Consider the following 21,846-nt stretch of genomic DNA (forward strand, 5'->3'; position numbering starts at 1 on the left):
TCCTTGGTCATCGTTGGTCTTCTTGAGCAGGTATAGGGTGTTCCTGGCGCCCGGCCCACGGCGCCAGCATGAAACTGAAGGCCAGCCCCAGGCTCACCGCCAGGCCGAAATTACTCACCGCCGGTGTGCTGGATAATGCCAGCAGGCCGAACGACAGCCAGGTGGTGACCGCCGCCAGCAAGGTGCCCAGTAGACTCACGGCGGCACCGCCGATCTGTTCGCGCATCAGGATCGCGTAATCGACACCGATGGCCGTCACCAGCAACAGGCCGAACAGGCTGAACAAGGTCAGTGGCTGCCCCAGCCAGCCGAGGCTCGCCAGGCTGCACAGCGCGGCCAGCAATGGCAGGGCGACGATGCGCAAGGCCGCGCCGACACCGAAGGGCCAGATCAGCACCAGCACAATCAGCACGCAGGAGGCCAGTTTCAACTCGGCGGCGCTGACCTGCGTGGCGGCGAAGACCCGGTTCAGGTCGCCCAGGCGATCCACCAGTTGAACACCCGGCAGGTCCACGGCTTGCACGCGCAGCAGCGCGGCATCGTTCAAGCCTTGCAGGCTGATCATGGCGGCCACGCCTTGGGCGGTGGGGCCGAGCCAGAGCGTGCGGTAGGGTTCGGCCAGGGGCCCGGCCAGCGCGGCATCGATGTCTGCCACCGGCAGGGCCTGCAATTGCGCCAGCTCTGTTTGCAGCGCGGCGACCGGTACGCCCAGGTCCAGCAGTGGTTGCCAGAAGGCCGGCAACCGGGCCAGGGCCTCGCGTACTTTCTGCTGGTCGGCGGGCGTGCTCACCAGTTGGTTCAGCGACAGGTAGCCCTGGAGCTTGTCCAGGGCGATCAACTGATCCAATCGCTCGTTGAGCGCAGTCTGGCGCTCCAGCAGTTGGGGTTGATCGTCGGCGCGGATCAGGAAGAACTGACTGGTGGGCTGGAAGCCGGTGATGCGCGCGATGTCGCGGGCTTCGTCGGTGAGGTGCTGGGGCGTGCCGATCCACTGGCGGATATCGTTTTTTGTGGTCAGGTGCCAGAGACCGCCCGCGCAGAAACTCAGCAACAACACCAGCAGCAGCGGCGTGGGCACCCGCGCCAACAATGCTTGGCGGGTCTGGAGCAGGCATTCGCACAGCCGCAGCGGCCATTGGGCTGGACGCAGGTCTGCACCCTTGAGCAGCGCCGGCAACAGGCAGACCGCGGTCAAGTAGGCGCCGACCAGTCCTGCGGCGGAAAATAGCGCGATCTGGGTCAGGGCCGGGAACGGTGTCCAGGCCAGGGCCAAGTAGCCGATGCAGGTGGTCGCCAGGCTCAGGCTCAGCCCCGGTAGGGTCAGGCGCAAGGCCGGCCAGCTGCGCCAAGGCTTGAGGCTCCAGCTCTTGGACAGGTAGTGCAGGGGGTAGTCCACCGCGACGCCGATCAGGCTGGAACCCAGTACCAGGGTCATCACATGCATGCGCCCGAACAAGGCCACGCACGCCACGGCGCCGAACAGCATGCCCACCAGCACCGGCACGAACGCCAGCCACACGCGCAGGCGCCGGAAGGCCAGCAACAACAGCAGCAGGATGCCGACCGTCGCACCACCGCCGACCCAGGTGATTTCCCGCGACGCCTGTTGCTGGCCGCTGGCGGCGTACAGCAGGCCGCTGGCCGCCAGCAGTTGCCCTTGGGCCTGGCTCGCCAGGTCGCGGCTGTGTTGCAGCAGTTCGGCCACTTGCAGCGGCAGGTTCATGTCGAAGGCGTTGCCCTGGGCACGGGCCCGCAGCATCACCCAGCTTTTACCGTCGGCATCGGCGACCAAGGCCCCGCTACCGATGTCGAATTTTATCGCGCCGCGTTGGGGCTGGCTGTTCTGGATGCGCCCGGTCAGGCCCAGCCAATCGTCCTGGTTCGGCACCAGGCTGAAGCCGCTGAACGGGTCGAACAGGGCCTGCACCCGTTGCTGGATGAACGCCTGGGGCTGTTCGATCAATTGCTCCCGGTCCTCTGCCGAGAGCATCGCCAACCGCCCGTTGAGCAGTTGCGTGCGCAGCGCCGGCAAGTCGGCCTGCAGCGTCCACTGCACCTTGTCGAACAGGCCGCTGGCCTGCCATTGCTCGCCCAGGGTTTGCGCCAGGGTGATGGCTTGCTGGCGATCGGTGTGGCCGACCAGCACCAGCACCTCGCGGTTGAGCGGCTCCTGCATGCGCTGCTCGGCGGTGATCTCCAAGGCATCGGGAGACGTCCCCGGCACCAGTTCCATGAGATTGGCCGACAGCGGCGCGCCATTGCGCCATTGCCAACCGGCGAGCGCCAACACCGCCAGCAGCAGGATCAGGAACAGCCGGGGCAGCATCCGTTCACTCGGCAAAATCATGTTGCTCCGCTTCGCTCAACGGTTGCGCGCCGGTAGCGTCCTGCATGCGCAGCACGGTGCTGTCGCCCTGGGTCTCCAGCAGTTCGATGCGCTGGACCAGTTCACCGCCGTCAATGTTGATCTGGTTGAAGACCTGCTTGAGCAGCACCGAGCGCGGGGTCAGGGTGAGTTTCCACTGTTGTGGTTCGCCCGACAGGCTCAGCTCGAAATCCCGTTGCAAGCCACTGCTGTCGCCCTGCAGAACCGCCAGGAACAGCCGGTTCTGCTCGGCGCCGGCGCTCTTGTTCGGCAGCATCTGCCAGGCATTGCCGTCCCGCCGGGCGATGCCCTCGGCGGTGATGCGGTAGTCCTGTTGCAGCGGGGTTTGCAGCAGCCACAGCAGACCGTGGTTTTTCGCCAACACGAAGCGGCCCTTGCTGGTGAGGGGCTGGGGCAGGGCGCGCAGGTGTTTTTCCTGGATGAACTGTCCGTGGATTACTTCCGGGCGGGCCAGTTGATCGCTCAGTTGTTGCAAGTCGAATGCCTGTGCCACAGGCGCCAGGCAGCACAGCAACAACCAGATAGCCAGGCGCTTCATGGCAGTTTCCTTTCAACGGCTTCGACAAAGACCCGGGGCGAGGCCAGCAGCATTTCGCGGCTGGCGACGTCCACCGCCACTTGCACCGAGCTGGCGCGGGTCAAGCGATCGCCCGTGGCTGCGTCGCTGATCAGGTAGTTGATCTTCAGCCGGTTTTCCCACTCCACCAGGCTCGCGCGCACGGTCAGGGCCTGGCCGAACACGGCGCTGCGCACGTAGCGAAGTTGCAGGTCGATGATCGGCCACGCATGGCCGGATTCGAGCATGTCGTTGTAGTTGTGGCCGATCAGGTCGAGCAGCGCACAGCGGGCCACTTCCAAGTATTTGACGTAGTGGCCGTGCCAGACCACGTTCATCGAATCGACGTCGAAAAAAGGCACCACGATCTGCGTGTCGACGTGCAAAACACCTTGGCTACGCATGCAGCCTCCAGTGTTGCTCGGCGATGCGTTGCAGGCACAGGCGCAGTTCGCCTTCCAGGGCGCGGTCTTCGATCACAGGCGGGAAATCCTCGGCCAGTTGCTGGTGCATGGCGGCCAGGGCCGGCGGCAGCGGTCGCGCGTCTTCGGCGCGACTGCGCAGCCACACGCCCTGGTTGGCTGCCAGCAAGGTGGCGGCGGCGACTTGTTCGGTCAGTTCCAGCACGCGGATCGCGTCCCGGGCGGCGATGGTGCCCATGCTCACCTTGTCCTGGTTGTGGCACTCGGTGGAACGCGAGAACACGCTGGCCGGCATGGTGTTTTTCAGAGCCTCGGCGGTCCAGGCACTGGTGCCGATCTGCACGGCCTTGAAGCCATGGTTGAGCATCGCCCGCTCGGCGCTGGCGCCGGACAGGTTGCTGGGCAGGCCATGGTTGTAGCGCGCGTCCACCAGCAGCGCGAGCTGGCGATCCAGCAAGTCGGCGACGTTGGCCACCAGGTTCTTCAGGCTGTCCATGGCGAAGGCGATATGCCCGCCGTAGAAATGCCCGCCGTGGAGCACGCGCTCGGCTTCGGCGTCGATGATCGGGTTGTCGTTGGCACTGTTGAGTTCGGTTTCGATGAACGAACGCAGCCAGTTCAGGCTGTCCGCCAGTACGCCGAGCACGTGGGGCGCGCAGCGCAGGGAATAGCGATCCTGCAGACGATGCAGCGGCGCGGTCGGTGCGTCGATCGCCAGGTCCTTGCGCAGCCACGCGGCGACTTGCATCTGCCCCGGGTGTGGCTTGGCGGCGAACAGGCGTTCGTCGAAGTGTTCCGGGTTGCCTTGCAGGGCGACGACGTTCAGCGCGGTGATGCGGGTCGCCAGTTGCAGCAGGTAGTCGGCGCGGGCAAAAGCCAGGCAGGCCAGGCCGGTCATCACGGCGGTGCCGTTCATCAGCGCCAGAGCTTCCTTGGGCCGCAGCACCAGCGGCGTCCAGCCCAGTTCCCGGTGTACGTCGGCGGCCAGGCGCCGCTCGCCACGGAACATGACGTCTCGTTCACCGGACAGCGTGGCGGCGACGTAGGACAGCGGCGTCAGGTCGCCGCTGGCGCCCACCGAACCTTCTTCCGGAATCAGCGGCAGGATGTCGTGTTCGAGAAAGGCCTGTAGGCGTTCCAGCAGTTCTACCCGCACCCCCGACACACCGTGGCACAGCGACTGCAAACGCGCCGCCAGCACCGCACGGGTGGCCTGGGCGTCCAGCAGCTTGCCCAGGCCGCAGCCGTGGAACGTGTACAGGTGGCGCGGCAGGGCCTCGACGTGGTGCAGCGGCACGGCTACCACACAGGAGTCGCCATAGCCGGTGGTCACGCCATAGATCACGCCTTCCTTGTCCAGCAGGGAATCGAGGAATTGCGCACCCTTGGCAATGCGTTGGCGGAACGCCGGGTCGTCCTGCAATTGCGTCGGTGCCTGGCGGTTAGCCAGGGCCAGCACATCTTCAATGCGCAAGGGGCGTTCGCCGAAGGTTACCGGCTCAAGAGTGGGCATCGTCATCGGTCTTCCAGAAAGGGTAAAAGTTGAACCACTGTTGGGGCCCCTGGAGGCAATACTGCGCCAGGCGCTCGGCGTAGCGGGCGGCCCAGTGGGCGATCACTTGCTCGCGCTCGTTGCGTTTCCACGCCACGGCATCGGCGAAAGGTTCGAGGGTGACGCGATAGCGCCCCTCGTGCTTGAGGCACATCAGCAGGTTGACCGGGCATTTGAGCAGGCCGGCCAGCAGCCAGGGGCCTTGCGGAAATGCCGCCGGGTGGCCCATGAAGTCCACGGTCACGCTGCGTCCGCCGTGCAGCGGTACGCGGTCGCCGGCAATCGCCAGCCACTCGCCGCGCTCCAGGCGCTCGCTCAGTTGCAACATGATCACCGGGTTCAGCTCGCTGACCTGGATCAGTCGCAAGTGTGTGGCACCGGCCTCGCCCAGCAAACGGTTGAACTGCTCGGCGTGCTTGGTGTGCACCAGCACGTTCATGGTGACTTTCTCGCCCAGTTCGGCCAGTGCCCGGCACATCTCCAGGTTGCCCAGGTGCGCGCCCACCAGCATTTGTCCACGGGCATCGCGCAGGTGATTGCGCAGCAGCGCCGGGTCGACGATTTCGATCTGGTCGATGCTCAGCTTGCCGTTCCAGACGTCGAGCTTGTCCAGCAAGGAATCGGCGAACGCCATGAACTGCCCGAACACCCGCCAGCGGGTCGGGCGCAGTTCGGGGCGGGCGCTCCAATCGGCCAGGCGTTGCTGGTATTGCCAGGCCGCTTGGCGCGCGCTGCGGCCGAAAATGAAAAAGTACAGGACGATGCCGTACAGCACCGGGGTCAGCAGGCGCCGGCCGAGGACCTTGGCGGCGACCGCGGTGAGTTTCATCAGCCAGAAACTGCCGCGCTCCTGGCGGTCGGCCCAATGTTGCTTGTCTGCCTGCAGGCTCATGTCCGCCACCGTCGCCAGAGAATCAGGGGGAAGCGCACGAGCATGCCGAAGAACAGCCGGGTGTGCATGCTGGAAATCAGCACGTTGTCGTGGAACAGGCGAAAGTGCGAAACCCCGTCTTGAGGGTAATGGACCCGGGTGTGCAGCCAGTGCATTGGCTGATTGCGCCAGGCCAGGCGCACCAGGATGTCCGAGTCGAAATCCATGCGCTTGCCGATGTTGGCCGAGTCGATCAGTGCCAGGACCGGTGGCAGGGGATAGACCCGAAAGCCGCACATCGAGTCGCGGATTTGCAGGGACAGGCTGTTGATCCAGACCATGACGTGGGTCAGGTAGCGTGCGTACAAGCGACCTTTCGGCACGCTGGCGTCGTAGTGCGGATACCCGCAGATCACTGCGTCGGGGTGGGCACGGGATTGCTCGATGAAGGTCTTCACGTCGCCCAGATCGTGCTGTCCGTCGGCGTCCACCTGCAAGGCGTGGCTGAAACCCAGCCGCGATGCTTCCCGCAAGCCGGTCATCACCGCGCCGCCCTTGCCTTGGTTGACGGCCAGCCTGACCAGATGCACCTGATCGCCCTCGGCCAGCCGTTCCAGCACAGCGGCACACGCCGGGCTGCTGGCGTCATCCACCAGTACACAGGGCAGGCCGTTGGCGAGCAACGCCTGGACTACGGCCGAGATGGCGGTTTCGTGGTTGTAGACCGGGATGACGGCGCAGGGGTTATGCATATTCTGCTCCCTCCACGGTTTCACTGTGCACAACCTTCCTGTGGCGAGGGGATTTATCCCCGCTGGGTTGCGCAGCGACCCCAAATTCTGTGCAACGACACAGACTGATGGCGAGCGCTCCGCACTCGAGCGGGGCGGTGCGACGTTTCGCTAAATCCCCTCGCCACAGGAGCACCGCGGTGCAATCAGTCATCGGCCATCCCCAACACAATCCGCCCGCTGGAACAGGCCGCCGTGGCGTTGCGATAGGCAAAGTACAGCTTGCCGCGTTCGCGGTCGAAGCGCAGGTGCAGTTGGAGCTCATCGCCAGGGCGCACCAGTTGCTGGAATTTCAGCACTTCCATGCCGCCGAATCGGGGCGGCAGGTCCAGCAGTTGCTGGCCCAGGCTCAAGGCCCAGTCGACCTGCACCACGCCGGGCAATACCGGAGCGCAGGGGAAGTGGCCGCTGAAGTACGCAAGGTCAGGCGGCACGACCAGTCGCAGGTTCCATTCACCGTCGGTTTCGACCTGCTCCAACACTTCGGGGGCTTTGGGGCGTGGCGCCATCAGCAGCGCCTCGACTTCGGCCTGAGGCAGCTTGCCCTGGGCGTTGAGCGGCAACTGCCGCAGCCAGCGCCAGCGCCGTGGCAGAGCGAGGGTTTCGCAATGTTCGCTCAGGTGCCGGCGCAGGCCCTCGGTCACGGCGCGCCGGCCCTGGTTGCGCAAGGCCCGCAGGCCGGCGTCGCTCAGCACCAACAGCGCGCCGAGGGAGGCGCGACTCTCCTGTACCACCCCCAGCCGTGCTTCGCTGACCCAGTCGTGGGTCACCAGCGCGTGTTCGAGCATGGGCAGGGAGATGCGTTTCTCTTCGAGCTTGACGATACGGTCCAGTCGCCCGAGCAGTTCGAAGCGGCCATCTTCGGCAATCTGCGCCGCATCGGCGGTGTGCTCCACATGCCCGACCGGCAGATAGGGCGAAGCGATCAGCAAGGCGCCGTCGCTGTCCTGGCTCAGTTCGACGCCGGCAAAGGGTTGCCACAATCCGCCACCCTGGCGCCAGGCGATACCGCCGGTTTCCGAACTGCCGAAAATTTCCGTCGGCCATTGTCCCAGGCGTCGCTGCAGGCTTTGCGCGGCCTCGGTTGGCAAGGCGCCGCCGGAGGAGAACACCCGACGCACGCTGCTCAGGGCCGGCCAATCGAGGTTATCGCCCATGCGCTTGAGCAACGCCGGACTGGCGACCCAGGCGAACACCGGTTGCTCGCGGCTGGCGCGTTGCAGGTCTTCGGGGAAGGCCAATTGCCGACGCACAAAGGTACGCCCGGCGCACAGCGGCCACAGCACCCGGAACAGCAGCCCGTAGATGTGTTGGGTGGCAACGCTGCCGATCACGCAGGCCGGGCCCAGGTCGGCGCCCCACAGGTGTTCCAAGGCCTGGACCTCGTTACTCAACTGCCGCAGGGTTTTCTCGATACGCTTGGGCTCGCCGCTGGAGCCGGAGGTGCACAGGCTCAGCCAGCACTGATCAAGGTCCAGTTCGGCGGCGTCCATCGGCGTCTGTTGCAAATCGCCGGGATGGGTGTCGCCGGGCTGGTCGGTCAGCCACAGGTCGACGTCCGCAGCCCAGCGCTGGCGTGTCTGCGCTTGCAGGTCGGCGGGAAGCAGGACCCGTACCCCGGCGCGCCAGGCACCGAGCAGGGCGATGGCCAGGTCGGCGGCATCTTCCAGGTGCACTGCCACATGGCGCACGCCCCGGGCTTGCAGGCCGGCCGCCAGGCGCAGCGCCGCGTCCCGCAGTTGCGAATGATCCAGCGTCGGATCGACCGCGACGGCGCGTTCCGGCTGAGCCCTGAGCAACATCTGCTCAAGTGTTATCCAATTCATGGGCGGCCTCTTACCCGTTGTCGTATGAGCCATTCAATGGCAAACAGCAGCCCCATCAATCCGTAGGAAATCAGGCCGGTGTACAACATCCACCAGCTCAGCGGCGCCCAAAGGGTCAGGGCGGCGGCGAGCAAACCGTTACACAGGAAAAACACGCTCCAGGCCACTGTGACCTGACGCGTATACACCACCGCCTTGGCCGGCAACTGCGGTTCACGCAGGCGGGCCAGGCGTTCGATCATCGGCGGGCCGTATTTCAGGCTCAGGGCGAACAGCCCGAGCATGAACGCGCTGATCAGCACCGGGTACCAGCGCAGCAGGAGCGGGCTGTCGAACAGCGCAAGCAACACACAAAACACGATCGCCGTCGCCGCCATCCAACGGCTGCCAGCGCCGCCCTCGCCCAGCACTGCCCGGGCCAACCACAGGCTACCCAGCAGCAGCCCGAACTGCCACGGGGCGAAATGCTCCATGCCGAAATACACCGCAAAGGGGTACAGCAGGCCCGCCAGCAGCAGGCCGAGGCCAATCAGCCGGGTCATGCGGCCGGTTGAACCAGTCGATAGACCGCCTCGACCACGTCATTGACGGTGCGCACTGACTTGAATTCTTCGGCGGCGATTTTCTTGCCGGTCTGGCGCTTGATGTGGTCGATCAGGTCGACCGCATCGATGCTGTCGATTTCCAGGTCCTGGTACAGGTTCGATTCCAGCGTCACGCGCTCGGGGTCCAGCTCGAAGAGCTCGACCAGAGCATCACGCAGGGTGTTGAAGATGTCGTCGCGAGTTTGCATGGTCCGGTCTCAGGCTTCTTGTTTTTGCACTGACGAAGGCCGCAAGGCTCGCCACATTGCTGAAATGATTACGGGTGTCCTTGGCGTCGGCGTCGATCTTGATGCCGTACTTTTTCTGGATCGCCAGGCCGAGCTCCAGGGCATCCACCGAGTCCAGGCCCAGGCCTTCGCCGAACAGGGTCTGGTGGTCGCCGATGTCGTCGATGCCGATGTCTTCCAGGCCGAGGGCGTCGATGATCAGCTCTGTTTGATGTCACGGTGCAGATCGCTCATCTTCGGCGAGCTCCTTGATGTAATAGTGATGCAAAAAATCGTTGAGCCTGCGCGAGGCCTGGGGCGGCGGGCCGAGCGCGGCGAACGCCTGTGGATCTATATCGGCCCCGACGTGAAAACTGAAGTGCACGCGGCGCTGGGGGATGCGATACCAGGGTTCAGCCTTGGTCAGGGTCGTGGGGTTGACCTTGATCGTGACGGGCGTGAGGATTTTCGCACCCCGCAGGGCGATGGCCGCGGCCCCTCGATGAAAGGCCGGCACCTGGCCTGGCTGGGTGCGCGTGCCTTCGGGGAAGACGATCAGCGCCTGGCCATCTTGCAGCGCGTCGCTGGCGGCATCGAGCATGTCCATGCTGCCGTCATTGCTGATGTACTGGGTTGAACGCAATGGACCACGGGTAAAAGGATTGTCCCACAGGCTTTGCTTGACTACGCAGTTGGCGTCGGGCACCAGCCCGATCAGGAACACCACGTCGATCAGCGACGGGTGATTGGCAATGATCATCTGCCCGGGGCGCCCGAGCCGTTCGGCGCCATCGATCTGATAGGTGAGCACGCCGGTGCGGGCCATGAAGCGGATAAAGAACCAGAACAACCGCCCAACGGTGCGGCGGGCCCTTTGGCGGTGGGCCTGGGCATCGCCGGGCAGCCAGGCCAGCAACGGAAAAACCAGTAAACGCAGGCACAGCCCGCCCAGCCCGAACAGGGCGAAGCTTGCGGCGGTCGCGACCAGGCGCCAGTAATAGGCGTCGCGATGTTTACCGGTCACCGGTTGCGTTGCCAGGTCCATACACGATTCTTCCAGGCATGTTGGCAGGTGGTTTCGTTGTTCAGCAGGGTACGCAACAGATCCAGGGCATGGGGCCAGTCGTTGCCATGCAACTGGCCGGCCTGCGCGGACAGGTCCAGTTGCCAGTCATCGCCCGGGGTCAGCAGCAGGCCCACGGCATAGGGGAATGGCACGTCATTGACCCACGGTGCGTAGACCTGCGGCGGTTGTTCTTCGGTGATCACCAGCAACACCGCCGGCGAGCCCTCATTCAGTAATGCGGCGGCTTCCAGCACACCGTGTTCCAAGCCGTCACCGGTAGCGGCCAGGGCAGTCATTTCGCTGGTTTCGCCGCGCATGATCGACCACAGGCCAATCACGGCGTTGTGCACCGACAGGCTGAACTGGGTCGGCGACAAGGGCTGGTCGGCTGCCAGGTCCTTGAGAATCTCGAAAGTGCGCGGGGTTTCGCCGTGACGGGAAATAAAGACCAACGGTAGGTCCGGCCGATCCTCGGCCAGTGGCCAGCCGACGCTGAAGGCCATCCGCGCCAGGCGGCTGAGGCGCCGACGCTGCATGGCCGGCAGGAACGATACGTCAGGGGCGGCGTCGCTGGCCGGCAATACCACCGGCTGTCGGCTCCATGCCTGCCAATCGTCCACGCTTTCGAGCCCAGGGGCCCACGCGCGCCATTGGGCGATATTGAAATTGATCACAAACTTCATCCCACCCCTGCGGGCTTTTATTGTCACGGTTCAGTGGTTTGACCCGCGTCCAACCCTGCATGGTCTTGCGACCCAAGTGGCGCGCATTATCCCGGTGCGGTTGGCTTGTAGCAAATACTGGTTACATTTTGCCCAGCAAAATGTACGGGCCGGTCCGCTCAATGCCAGGGCTTGGACCATTGTCGCGATCACCGTGAGCGTGTCTGCCGGTTGTTTCTGTCATTGCCCCGGCAAAATTGACGCCTGAATCGTTGGAAAAGCCACTGTTGCTGTAGTCCTTCTACGCAGAAGGTAGCTAAGCGGTGTCGCGGCCTACTACACTCGGGAATCTTTGATACACGGAGGTTTTGACATGCGGCGTGTGGTGTTCAATCAGAAAGGTGGCGTGGGCAAGTCCAGCATCGCCTGTAATCTGGCGGCAGTCAGCGCCAGCGAGGGCTATCGCACGTTGTTGGTAGACCTGGATGCCCAGGCCAACTCCACTCAGTACCTGACTGGCTTGACCGGCGATGACATTCCCATGGGCATTGCCGACTTCTTCAAGCAGACCCTGTCGTCCGGGCCCTTCTCGAAAAAGAATAAGGTGGATATCTACGAAACGCCGTTCGACAACTTGCATGTCATCACCGCCACGGCGGAGTTGACGGACCTGCAGCCCAAGCTCGAGGCCAAGCACAAGATCAACAAGCTGCGCAAATTGCTCGAAGAGCTGGAGGAGGATTACGACCGGATTTACCTGGACACCCCGCCAGCGTTGAATTTCTATGCGGTTTCGGCGTTGATCGCCGCTGATCGGGTATTGATCCCTTTCGACTGCGACAGTTTTTCCCGTCAGGCGCTGTATGGCCTGCTGGCGGAAATCGAAGAGCTCAAGGACGACCATAACGAAGGCCTGGAAGTCGAAGGCATTGTGGTTAATCAGTTCCAGGCTCGCGCCAGCCTGCCACAGCAGATTCTCGACGAACTGATCGCCGAAGGCCTGCCGGTATTGCCGGTGTACCTGAGCAGTTCAGTACGCATGCGCGAATCCCACCAGGCCAGCCTGCCGCTGATCCATCTCGACCCACGGCACAAGCTGACCCAGCAGTTCATGGAGTTGCATAGTTTGCTGGAAAGTGCCTGATAGACAGGCTTATACAAGTCCACTGTGGGAGCGAGCTTGCTCGCGATGGCGGTCTGACAGTCGATGCAGTATTGACTGATACATCGCCATCGCGAGCAAGCTCGCTCCCACACAGTGCTTTGTTTTAAATCCCCTGGCTACGCAACCAACCCATCAACTGCGGCAACGGCAGCGCCCCACTCTGGCGCGCCACCTCCCGGCCATCCTTGAACAGGATCAGGCTGGGAATCGAGCGGATCCCCAACTGCGCCGACAACTGCTGGTTGGCCTCGCTGTCGAGCTTGGCCAGCCGGCATTTGCCCGTCAGTTGCGCGGCGGCCTGTTCGAATACCGGCGCAAAGGACTTGCACGGCCCACACCAATCGGCCCACACATCCACCAGCAACGGCAGGTCACCCTTGATCTGGCTGGCGTAGTCGCCTTGCTTGAGTTCGAACGGTTTGCTCAATAACACCTGGGCCTTGCAGCGCCCGCACTTGGGCTGGTCGCCCAGGCGTTCGGCGGGTATGCGATTGAGCCCGTTGCAATGGGGGCAGGGGATCAGCATCAGGTCAGTCTCCAGGAAAAATCATTTACAGATTGAACACTATATAGAAATCACCACAAAAACCTGTGGGAGCGGGCTTGCTCGCGATGGCGGCGTATCAGTCAATACTGCATTGACTGTCAGACCGCTATCGCGAGCAAGCTCGCTCCCACAAGGGTAGATCGGTGTGGCTATTACTTGGCGTTGGTCAGCGTGTTGTAGCTGGTCATCAGGTTGCGATAGTCCGGGATGTGGTTGGAGAACAAGGTCGCCAGCCCTTCCACGTCGTTGCGCCAGTCGCGGTGCAGTTCACAGGCCAGGCCGAACCAGGTCATCAGTTGTGCACCCGAGGATGACATGCGGTCCCAGGCCGATTGACGGGTCAGTTCGTTGAACGTGCCGGACGCGTCGGTGACCACGAACACTTCGAAACCTTCGGCCAGGGCCGACAGTGCCGGGAAGGCTACGCAGACTTCAGTGACGACGCCGGCGATGATCAGTTGCTTCTTGCCGGTGGCCTTGATCGCCTTGACGAAATCTTCGTTGTCCCAAGCGTTGATCTGACCAGGGCGAGCGATGTACGGCGCATCCGGGAACAGGGTCTTGAGTTCGGGCATCAACGGGCCGTTGGGGCCGGTTTCGAAGCTGGTGGTGAGGATGGTCGGCAGTTGGAAGTACTTCGCCAGATCAGCCAGGGCCAGCACGTTGTTCTTGAAGCGGTCCGGGTCGATGTCGCGTACCAGGGACAGCAGGCCGGCTTGGTGATCGACCAGCAGGACGGCGGCGTTATCTTTGTCGAGACGGTTGTAGGAAGTAGTCATGGCGTAGCCCTCATTAAGTTTTGGTTGCCGAAGGTTTCGGCGTGGTTAAGGTTTTTAATGTCGGTGTAGCGATTGATCGGTGACTCATCCGGTCGAAGCGCTTCGGCTTCAAACCGTGTTGCGTTTCGATGGGTGTAGATTAAAACTGGCACCTTTGAATCGCTAGACTGCAAAAATCCGCCTTAGCGTTCTATTTGGAGAACGATCATCGAAGACCTCAATACGCTTTACTACTTCACCCAGGTGGTCGAGCACCGTGGGTTCGCCGCCGCGGGCCGGGCGCTGGACATGCCAAAGTCCAAGCTCAGCCGGCGTATCGCCCAGTTGGAAGATCGGCTCGGGGTACGCTTGCTTCATCGCACCAGCCGCCACTGCACGTTGACCGAGATCGGCCAGGCCTATTACCAGCGCTGCCTGGCGATGCGGGTCGAGGCCGAGAGCGCGGCGGAGGTGATCGAGCGCAACCGCTCCGAACCCCAGGGGCTGGTGCGCATCAGTTGCCCGACGGCGCTGCTCAACAGTTGGGTCGGGCCGATGCTGACCCGCTATATGCTCAAGTACCCACGGGTGGAGTTGTTCATCGAGAGCACCAACCGCCGGGTCGACCTGATTCACGAAGGGTTCGATATCGCCTTGCGGGTGCGCTTTCCACCGCTGGAAAACACCGACATGGTCATGAAGGTGCTGAGCAACAGCACCCAATGCCTGGTAGGTAGCCCGGCGTTTCTGGAGTGCTTGTCTTCACCGGCCTCCCCGGCGGACCTCAACGGCTTGCCCAGCGTGCACTGGGGCGCGGCGCAGCGGGAATACCAATGGGAGTTGTTCGGCCCGGACGGCACCCGCGCGCTGATCCGCCATGAACCGCGCATGGTCACCGACGACCTGCTGGCCCTGCGTCACGCCGTGCTGGCAGGCATCGGCATCGCTCACCTGCCCACCGTGGTGGTGCGTGAGGACGTTGCGGCCGGGCGGCTGGTGGAACTGGTGCCAGGCTGGACGCCCAAGTGTGGCATCGTCCATGCGATCTTTGCCTCACGACGTGGGTTGCTGCCGTCGGTGCGTACGCTGATCGATTTTCTGGCCGAGGAATTCAGCCACAGCGATATGGCGTAGGGCAGGCGCTCTTGAGTGAGCGTGCTGTGGGAGCCAAGCTTGCTCGCGATGAACGATAACGCGATCTTCCGGTAGATCGTGGTGCCTTCATCGCGAGCAAGCTCAGCTCCCACAGGCTTTTCACCGATCTTCCTTCCGAGTTTCGCCAAAGGTATCCAAGGCTGCCATTCATCAGGTGCGCTGCACTGAAAAGGTGTCACGGCCTCAAAAAGACACCACGTACCTGTTTGCAACCCAGGAGGTCCCATGAGCCATCCTCAAGATCCAACCACGCCCCAGGCAGTGGACAACCCCAACGACGACGGCTTCGTACTCGGCACCGCCGGCCGCGACGAAGATCCCAACGCCGCTCCGTCCTACGCCATCGACCGCCGCCACGACCGGGATGAACTGACCCCTGAAGACGTCCGCGGCATGCCCGGCTATCCCGAGGAAAAGCCACCTGCCAAACCCAAGGAGAAGGGGGTTGAGGAGGCAGAACCGGGGATCGAGACGCCTGAGCAGGGGAACGATAAGGTTGGATGAGCAGGACTCATATCTGCTCACATTTCTTACCGAGACCTAAAGCTTTTGGCGACTAGGCTGGAAACCAGCAAGAGCTGACCATTTGTCTAACTGGCGCTATCGCAATTTGCGATGCGCCAGATTTGTGGTTAACTTCCTCCATAGCAAAATGCGATAAGGACGTTGCATGCATGTGATCACTGAGAAACGCATTTGGGAGGCCAAGGAGAAATGGCCACATTCAGCGAATGCGTTGGATCAATGGTATCGGCTGATCAAGCGTAATAGCCCGGCAGATTTCGCAGCGATGAAATCCATATTTCCGGCAACCGATAAGGTCGGTCCGCTGCATGTGTTTGACATCGGTGGAAACAAGTTGCGGCTGATTGCGGTGATTCGATACCGAGCGCAGCGTCTGTATATCAAATGCGTGCTTGACCATCGGGAATATGACAGAGGCAAGTGGAAGGAGCAAAAGGGATGAGTGCACTGATCGAACAAGTCGCCGCCCATTGGGAGTTTGTGTCGCCCCTGCTGCGTAAGCCCAGGAGCGAAGAGGATTACGACCGGTTGGCTGCAGCGCTCGATGAATTGTTGGAATTGGTTGGCGAAGAAGAAGCCCATCCGCTGATGAGCCTGGTGGACATCATCGGTGAATGGATCGAGGCCTGGGACCATCAACACCGGCCGATGCCCAAGGCCACTGGCGTTGAGGCGCTTCGTTATCTGATGCGTGAACACGGTTTGAGCCAGAGCGATTTGCCGGGCATAGGCACCCAGTCGGTGGTGTCGGAGATATTGAGTGGTAAGCGCCAGCTCAATTTAAGGCAGATCCGCTGGCTGGCGGAGCGCTTCGGCGTATCGGTTGAAACCTTTATTTGATGGCTTGGCGCGCTGTGGCGAGGGAGCAAGCTCGCGCTCGGCTGCGAAGCAGTCGTCGCTTATGAGGTTCTGGGGCTGCTGCGCAGCCCAGCGGGAGCAAGCTCCCTTGCCACAGGGGGATGTGCTATGTCGACTGGCGTGGTTCGACACTGTCCAGTGCGCAGTTCGCCAGTAAGCCGCTCAGTTCGATCAACTGCTGAATGCCCATGGCAATGTGTCGCCTGGAGCCTTTCAGGTCGAATGCCAGGTCACTGATCATGGCGTTGGCCGAGGCTAGGTTTTCGCTGAGGTTGGCGAGCAGGGTTTCTGTGTCGACGCCATTGACGACGGTGAACAGTTGGCCTGGATCGGCCTCGGGTTTGCTGGGTTTTGGGTTGAGGTAGTAGTCGAGGACGCGGTCTGCCGTTTCGTCGAATTCTTTTGAGTTTGGGTTGGCTGGATCGATGTCTGGTGGGTTGGGGGTTGCTTTGAACATGGCGAATCTCCGTGATTGGTTGAGCCACCACGACCTATCGCTAAACAAGTAAAGGTGGCGGCTGTACGCAGGTTAGCGATCCGGGTCACAGAAACCCCGGGTAGACCAGAAGGTCTCCCACGCACAGCCACCATTAAGCGAGTTGCAGACGTAAAGGACTGCAATCGAGACTGGGCATTGTTGCGTCTGTGTTGAGTCGGATCGCTAAACCCGATCGCTGATTTTCAGCGACGGGGAAACGATAAAGCCCGACCCCAAGGCGCACAAGCCGGCGGATTCTGGCGTAGTTGTAGGCAATGGCGCAAGGCGGCGTAGCCTGCTCCTAAATGGTCCTACATCGAAATAAACGCGGTGATTTTTACGGGGAGTGGATTGGCTTGATGTTCAGGCGTTGGACTGAGAAGTCTTTGATGAATTGAAGATTGCTATCGCGAGCAAGCTCGCTCCCACAGGGGGTGGGTGTTGTCGCAAGTATTGCGATCACACAGTTCCCAATGTGGGAGCGAGCTTGCTCGCGATGACTTTCTCCCAGACAACCCTGAACCTGTGGCAAGGGAGTGTTATGACGAGCAACTGATCTCCAGGTGCTTGCCCCACTCCGGCGGGCGCTGCGCGTAGCTGTCCATGCCCGGTTGTTCATCGAACGGCTTGCTCAGCACCGTGTGCAGGCGGCGGACTTCTTCGTAGTCGCCTGATTCGGCGGCGTCGATGGCTTTCTGGGCCAGGTAGTTGCGCAGCACGTACAGCGGGTTGACGGCGTGCATGCGGGCGCGGCGCTGGTCTTGGTCGACGGGGCCTTCGCGGTTGACGCGGGCGACATAGAGCTCGCCCCAGGCGTCGAAGCCCTTGAGGTCGACGAAGTCGTCGCGCAGGGTGGCGACGGCTTGCTCGGGCGCCTGGTCGCCCAGTCGGCGGAAGAACAGGCTGTAGTCGACGCCGCTGTTCTGCATCAATTGCAGCAGGCGTTCCAGCAACTTCTGGTCATCTTCTTCGGCGCCGGTCAGGCCGAGGCGGCGGCGCATCAGGTCCAGGTAGTGGGCCTGGTACAGCGGCAAGTACAACCCGAGGGTCTCGCGCAGGGCGTCGACGCTGATGAAGGGCGTCAGGGCCTGGGCCAGGGCACTGAGGTTCCACTGGCCGATGGGCACCTGGTTGCTGAACGAGTAGCGACCCTGGTCATCGGAGTGGTTGCAGATGAAGTTGGCGTCGAAGTCGTCGAGGAACGCGAACGGCCCGAAGTCGAAGGTGATGCCCAGGATCGACATGTTGTCGGTGTTCATCACGCCGTGGCAGAAACCGTAGGCTTGCCATTTGGCAATCAGCTCTGCGTTGCGCTCGACGATTTCGCGGAACATCGCCAGGTACGGCTCCGGCTGCTCGCGGCACTCGGCAAAATGCAGATTCAACACGTGCTCGGCGAGGGCCGCGTGCAGCTCTGGCTTCTTGGTGTAGTAGAAATATTCGAAATGCCCGAAGCGCACATGGCTGGGGGCCAGGCGCAGCACCATGGCGGCGCGCTCCTGCTTTTCCCGCCACACCGGGGTGTCCGAGCCGATCACGCACAAGGCGCGGGTGGTGGGGATGCCGAGGGCGTGCAGGGCTTCGGAGGCGAGGAATTCGCGAATCGAGGAACGCAGCACCGCGCGCCCGTCGCCCATCCGTGAAAACGGCGTCTGGCCGGCGCCCTTGAGGTGCAGGTCCCAGTGCTCGCCGGCCTCGTTGTACACCTCGCCCAGCAGCAACCCGCGGCCATCACCCAATTGCGGGTTGTAATGCCCGAACTGATGCCCGGAATACACCATCGCCCGTGGCTCGGTTTCGGCCCAGAGCTTGTGGCCGCCAAAGATCTCGGCGAACAGCGGTGCGTCGGCTTCAGCGGGGTCGAGGTCCAGCAACACCATGGCCGCCGGGCTGGCGACCACCAGTCGTGGATTGTCGATGGGCTCGGGCAGCACGTGGGCCGAGAAACCGTCGCCCAGGCGGGCGAAGCGGTTATCGAAGGTCAGGGTTTCCAGCGTTTTCATGGCCGTCTCCGGCGGGACGCCCGCAGGCAACCCGCGATCAGTCGAGTGTGCCTTGCGGCGGTTCAGGCACCGGCTTGATGCTGGCGACAGCCGACGGCACGGGCGTGATGGTCTTTTTGTCGGGCTCGGCAGGCACCAGTTTGTATTCCTGGCCCTGAAGGTTCTTCAGATAGATTTCCATCTGCCGGAAGGAGATGTTGATGTGCTCCTTCTTGAATTCCCGATTGATGAAGCGGTTGATCTCGTCCAGCACCGGGTTGCGGTCGCCGAGGTCGCGCACATGCATGCGCAGCTCATGGTCCAGGGTACTTTCACCGAAGTTCAGGAAGTACACGATCGGCTCCGGCTCCTTCAAGACGCGGGGGTTGTCACGCGCGGCCTTGAGCAGCAATTCACGCACCCGATCCAGGTCCGAGCCGTAGTCCACGCCCAGTTTCAGAGTCACCCGGGTGACGGTGTCGGTCAGCGACCAGTTGATCAGTTGCCCGGTGATAAAGGTCTTGTTCGGGACGATGATGTCCTTGCGGTCGAAGTCGGTGATGGTGGTCGCACGAATGCGGATCTTGCTGACCGTGCCCGACAGGTTGCCGATGGTGATGGTGTCGCCGATGCGCACCGGACGCTCGAACAGGATCATGATCCCGGAGATGAAGTTGGCGAAGATCTCCTGCATGCCGAAGCCCAGGCCCACCGACAGCGCGGCCACCAGCCATTGCAGTTTGTCCCAGCTCACGCCCAGGGTGGACAGGGTGGTGACAAAGCCGACACCGGCGATCACATAGGACAGCAACGTGGTGGTGGCATACGCACTGCCCTGGGCCAGGTTCAGCTTCGACAGCACGAACACTTCAAGCAGGCCTGGCAGGTTGCGCGCCAGGGCGAAGGTGATGCCGATGATGATCAGCGCCCCGAGCATGTCGCCAATGCTGATGGGCACCATGCTCATGTTGGCGCCGGTGCCGCTGGTGTATTCGTAGAGGGTGATGTTGTCCAGGTAGGAGAACACGCTGATCAGGTCCGACCAGACCCAGTACAGCGCGGCGATGAAACCGCCCAGCAGGGCCAGGCGGATCAGGCGCAGGGACTGTTCGTTGACCTTCTCGATGTCCAGGGTCGGCTCCTCGACCACCGCTTCGCCGTCGCCGGCTTCCTTGGCGGCCTGGCGCTTGGCCAGGGCACGCTGGTAGGCCAGGCGCCGCGCCGCCACCGACAGGCCGCGGACGAAGGTGGCCTCGATCACCAGCCAGAACATCAGCAGGTACAGGGTGTTGATCAAGCGGTCGCTGAGCTTCAGCGCGGTGTAGTAGTAGCCGAAGCACACCGCTACGAATAGCGCGATCGGCAGCGCGGTGAACAGCACCCCGACGGCCTTGCGGAACAGCGAGGTGTTCCTGTGCGTTGGGCTGCTGAGCAACAGGCGGCTGAGCAACCAGGCCATCAGCGCGTAGCAGGTCAGCACCACCGGCATGCCGAGTACGTCATCGGCCAGGGTCGAGGGTTGCAACTCGGCCACGGCCACCACGGCCACCAACGCCAGCACCACCAGCCCGAGCCGGCGGATCCAGCCTTGGAGGAATTCGACCTGGGGTTTCTCCCAGCGAAAATGCAACTCGGCCACGCCGCCCGGCGCCAGCACTCGATAGGCGGTGTAGAACACCAGCCAGGCCTGGCCGATCTGCAGCAGCGCCGCGCCGAGGTTGGCGTTCTGGCCGCGGGCGTCGATCTGCAAGGCATAGCCGCAGAGGGTCAGCCCCAGGGCCACCGGCATCGCCAGCAGGATATTGATCAGGATCGCCTGGGGGGTGTGCCACTGGCTGTCGCGCTTGAAGTGGCCAACGTCCTGGTGAACCTTGTTCAGGCGAGCATAAAGATGCTTGCGCCGCCACAGCAGCGCACCGATCAGCAGCGCCAGGGGCAGGAACAGCAATGGCCGCTGGGTCAGGCCATCGGCCAGTTCACTGAGACTGGAGGCCCAGGGCAGCGAGTCGACCTGTTTCTCCAGGCGCGTCGGCACGGCCCGCATCCATTCGAAATCCAGCGGCTTGTTGCTGGGAATCCAGAACATCTGCTCTTCGAGGGTCGCCCGCAGGTTCTGGGCGGTGCTGAGCAACTGCTTCTGGTTGAGCTGCAAGGTGATGGATTCGTTGAGCACCGCGCTCAACTCGCGGTTGAGGCGTTCCAGCAGGTCGACGCGGGTCAGTGCCAGTTCCAGCAAGGTCTTGCGCAGTTGCGGCGTGGCTTGTTCCGAAGGCTGGGAGGCCAGCAGGTTGTCGACGTAGGCGCTGGGGTTGTTCAGCAGCTCACGCTGCTGGCTGACTTCGAACTGGTACAGGCGGATGTCGGCGATCTGGTCGGCGAGGTTCTGGTCGAGCTTCAGGCGTGGCAGGGTCTGGCGCTGCTTGTAGAGGATCTTGGAGAGCAGCAGGCTGCCCTTGAGCACGCTGATTTGCTCGTCCAGGGCGGCGTCGGTCTGGGTCACGTTGTCCAGCAGTTGCTTGGTCTGCAGATTTTGCTGGGTGACCTCGTTGAGGCGGTCGGTGCTTTTGAGCAGGTAGTCGGAGAGCTTCAGGTTGGCCGCGCTTTCGGTGGCCAGCAAGCTGCTGCCACCGGCCTTCTGGGCCTCAATGGATTGCTGGGTCACCGTCTCCTGGGATTGGGCCAGGCGCTTCTGGTTGATCAGGTTCTGCAGGTCCTGGATTTCCTGCTCCATGCGGGCGATTTTTTCCATCAGCAGATCGTGCTGGCCGTTGCCCAGGTCCTGCAGTTGGCTGTTGCCGGCCAGTTCCTGGCGGCGCAACGGGATCAGCGCATTGAGCGCCGCCAACTCGGCGTTGAGCTGGTCGCGCTGCTCGCCGCTCAAGGTCTTGCCGGCGTCCCGGCCGGCCTTGAGGATGGTATTGATCTGCCGGATGCGGGTCTGGCTGCTGGAAATTTCCGCCTGGGCACGCTCGGGACGGGTCTGGGCGGTGATGATCAGGCTGTTGGCATCGGCCAGGGCTTTTTGCAGATCACTCTGCTGGGTGGAGCGATCCGAGAGCATTTGCTCGAGCTGGGGAATCGGCAGGTTGCCATAGCGTTGCGCCACCGGCACCACGGTGGTGCTCTTGAGCCGCGCCAGTTCGCGCTGGTTCTCGATGTTCTGCTTGGGCGCAGTGGCCAGTTGCTGCTTGAGCGCCTGCAACTTCTGTTCGTAGTCAGCCTTGTTGTTGAGCTGGGTCAGCGTGTTCTGCAAGACGGCCTGCAGGGCTTTCTGGTCGGCTTCCGGCAGTTTGCGGTCGGCGATCTTGTCCAAGCTGGCCTGCACCGAGGTGCTGGTGGGAAGATCTGCGGCTTGCACTGTGCAGACGGAGAGACTCAGGCCCAGCAGGGCAATGGCGAAAAAGGAGCGCAGGGTAGGCATAGAGACCGGTCGAG

The 21,846-nt window shown here is 62.7% G+C and carries 22 protein-coding genes; 5 read left to right on the forward strand and 17 right to left on the reverse strand.

Features of this window, described 5'->3' with window-relative positions:
* Positions 1 to 7: 7 nt before the first annotated feature.
* The 12 genes from PSH84_RS06960 to PSH84_RS07015 form a co-directional block, all read right to left on the reverse strand.
* Positions 8 to 2,347: an MMPL family transporter gene (locus PSH84_RS06960; RefSeq protein ID WP_122565336.1), complete on the reverse strand. Its 2,340-nt coding sequence runs from the start codon at positions 2,345 to 2,347 to the stop codon at positions 8 to 10.
* Positions 2,331 to 2,924, reverse strand: a complete 594-nt coding sequence (locus tag PSH84_RS06965; RefSeq protein WP_122565337.1) for a LolA family protein — start codon at positions 2,922 to 2,924, stop codon at positions 2,331 to 2,333. The genes PSH84_RS06960 and PSH84_RS06965 overlap by 17 nt, the downstream gene beginning before the upstream one ends.
* Positions 2,921 to 3,346 carry an acyl-CoA thioesterase gene (locus PSH84_RS06970; RefSeq protein ID WP_122565338.1) on the reverse strand — a complete coding sequence of 142 codons (426 nt, stop codon included), beginning with the start codon at positions 3,344 to 3,346 and terminating at the stop codon, positions 2,921 to 2,923. Before PSH84_RS06970 ends, PSH84_RS06965 begins: the two co-directional genes overlap by 4 nt.
* Positions 3,339 to 4,883, reverse strand: a complete 1,545-nt coding sequence (locus tag PSH84_RS06975; protein ID WP_122565339.1) for an HAL/PAL/TAL family ammonia-lyase — start codon at positions 4,881 to 4,883, stop codon at positions 3,339 to 3,341. The genes PSH84_RS06970 and PSH84_RS06975 overlap by 8 nt, the downstream gene beginning before the upstream one ends.
* Positions 4,864 to 5,808, reverse strand: a complete 945-nt coding sequence (locus tag PSH84_RS06980; protein ID WP_122565340.1) for a lysophospholipid acyltransferase family protein — start codon at positions 5,806 to 5,808, stop codon at positions 4,864 to 4,866. Before PSH84_RS06980 ends, PSH84_RS06975 begins: the two co-directional genes overlap by 20 nt.
* Positions 5,805 to 6,539, reverse strand: coding sequence for a glycosyltransferase family 2 protein (locus PSH84_RS06985; RefSeq protein ID WP_305469390.1), 735 nt, complete (start codon positions 6,537 to 6,539; stop codon positions 5,805 to 5,807). The genes PSH84_RS06980 and PSH84_RS06985 overlap by 4 nt, the downstream gene beginning before the upstream one ends.
* Positions 6,540 to 6,724: 185 nt before the next feature.
* Entirely contained in the window at positions 6,725 to 8,404 is a 1,680-nt protein-coding gene (locus PSH84_RS06990; RefSeq protein ID WP_122565342.1) for an ApeI family dehydratase, read from the reverse strand.
* Entirely contained in the window at positions 8,401 to 8,946 is a 546-nt protein-coding gene (locus PSH84_RS06995; protein ID WP_122565343.1) for a COG4648 family protein, read from the reverse strand. The genes PSH84_RS06990 and PSH84_RS06995 overlap by 4 nt, the downstream gene beginning before the upstream one ends.
* Complete coding sequence (locus PSH84_RS07000; RefSeq protein ID WP_030140951.1) at positions 8,943 to 9,197, reverse strand: acyl carrier protein; 255 nt, start codon at positions 9,195 to 9,197, stop codon at positions 8,943 to 8,945. Before PSH84_RS07000 ends, PSH84_RS06995 begins: the two co-directional genes overlap by 4 nt.
* Positions 9,160 to 9,438 carry a phosphopantetheine-binding protein gene (locus PSH84_RS07005; protein WP_305483159.1) on the reverse strand — a complete coding sequence of 93 codons (279 nt, stop codon included), beginning with the start codon at positions 9,436 to 9,438 and terminating at the stop codon, positions 9,160 to 9,162. The genes PSH84_RS07000 and PSH84_RS07005 overlap by 38 nt, the downstream gene beginning before the upstream one ends.
* A gap of 12 nt (positions 9,439 to 9,450) precedes the next feature.
* Positions 9,451 to 10,260, reverse strand: coding sequence for a lysophospholipid acyltransferase family protein (locus PSH84_RS07010; protein ID WP_122565345.1), 810 nt, complete (start codon positions 10,258 to 10,260; stop codon positions 9,451 to 9,453).
* A complete protein-coding gene (locus PSH84_RS07015) occupies positions 10,236 to 10,964 on the reverse strand; it encodes a beta-ketoacyl synthase chain length factor (RefSeq protein WP_122565346.1) in 729 nt (242 codons plus the stop codon). The genes PSH84_RS07010 and PSH84_RS07015 overlap by 25 nt, the downstream gene beginning before the upstream one ends.
* A 352-nt stretch (positions 10,965 to 11,316) precedes the next feature.
* Between PSH84_RS07015 and PSH84_RS07020 the strand changes: the two genes are divergently transcribed.
* Complete coding sequence (locus PSH84_RS07020) at positions 11,317 to 12,087, forward strand: ParA family protein (protein ID WP_014336219.1); 771 nt, start codon at positions 11,317 to 11,319, stop codon at positions 12,085 to 12,087.
* 124 nt (positions 12,088 to 12,211) lie between these two features.
* Here the strand turns inward: PSH84_RS07020 and trxC are convergent, their stop codons facing one another.
* Both trxC and ycaC read right to left on the reverse strand, forming a co-directional pair.
* A complete protein-coding gene (gene trxC / locus PSH84_RS07025; protein ID WP_122565348.1) occupies positions 12,212 to 12,634 on the reverse strand; it encodes a thioredoxin TrxC in 423 nt (140 codons plus the stop codon).
* Between the two features lie 173 nt (positions 12,635 to 12,807).
* Entirely contained in the window at positions 12,808 to 13,434 is a 627-nt protein-coding gene (gene ycaC, locus PSH84_RS07030) for an isochorismate family cysteine hydrolase YcaC (protein WP_018603387.1), read from the reverse strand.
* Positions 13,435 to 13,641: 207 nt separating this feature from the next.
* On the opposite strand from ycaC, the gene PSH84_RS07035 reads away from it, so the two are divergent.
* The 4 genes from PSH84_RS07035 to PSH84_RS07050 all read left to right on the forward strand — a co-directional run bounded on the left by PSH84_RS07035 (position 13,642) and on the right by PSH84_RS07050 (position 15,933).
* On the forward strand, positions 13,642 to 14,547 hold the full coding sequence (locus PSH84_RS07035; protein ID WP_205929588.1) for a LysR substrate-binding domain-containing protein: 906 nt from the start codon (positions 13,642 to 13,644) through the stop codon (positions 14,545 to 14,547).
* A 246-nt stretch (positions 14,548 to 14,793) separates the two neighbouring features.
* Positions 14,794 to 15,072: a hypothetical protein gene (locus PSH84_RS07040; RefSeq protein ID WP_305469397.1), complete on the forward strand. Its 279-nt coding sequence runs from the start codon at positions 14,794 to 14,796 to the stop codon at positions 15,070 to 15,072.
* A gap of 166 nt (positions 15,073 to 15,238) precedes the next feature.
* On the forward strand, positions 15,239 to 15,535 hold the full coding sequence (locus tag PSH84_RS07045; protein WP_305469399.1) for a type II toxin-antitoxin system HigB family toxin: 297 nt from the start codon (positions 15,239 to 15,241) through the stop codon (positions 15,533 to 15,535).
* Entirely contained in the window at positions 15,532 to 15,933 is a 402-nt protein-coding gene (locus PSH84_RS07050) for a helix-turn-helix domain-containing protein (protein WP_305482453.1), read from the forward strand. The genes PSH84_RS07045 and PSH84_RS07050 overlap by 4 nt, the downstream gene beginning before the upstream one ends.
* Before the next feature lie 124 nt (positions 15,934 to 16,057).
* Here PSH84_RS07050 and PSH84_RS07055 read toward each other — a convergent pair whose 3' ends face one another.
* From PSH84_RS07055 to mscK, 3 genes are all read right to left on the reverse strand, one after another.
* The gene (locus PSH84_RS07055; protein WP_305482455.1) at positions 16,058 to 16,408 is read right to left on the reverse strand and encodes a DUF6124 family protein; all 351 of its coding nucleotides are present in this window, start codon (positions 16,406 to 16,408) and stop codon (positions 16,058 to 16,060) included.
* Positions 16,409 to 16,968: 560 nt separating this feature from the next.
* On the reverse strand, positions 16,969 to 18,432 hold the full coding sequence (selO, locus tag PSH84_RS07060) for a protein adenylyltransferase SelO (protein ID WP_305482456.1): 1,464 nt from the start codon (positions 18,430 to 18,432) through the stop codon (positions 16,969 to 16,971).
* Between the two features lie 37 nt (positions 18,433 to 18,469).
* Positions 18,470 to 21,832 (reverse strand): mechanosensitive channel MscK, encoded by a 3,363-nt coding sequence (gene mscK / locus PSH84_RS07065; RefSeq protein ID WP_305482457.1) that lies wholly within the window; start codon positions 21,830 to 21,832, stop codon positions 18,470 to 18,472.
* Positions 21,833 to 21,846 lie beyond the last annotated feature (14 nt).

It is taken from the genome of Pseudomonas beijingensis (assembly GCF_030687295.1).
Taxonomy (GTDB): Bacteria; Pseudomonadota; Gammaproteobacteria; order Pseudomonadales; family Pseudomonadaceae; genus Aquipseudomonas; species Aquipseudomonas beijingensis.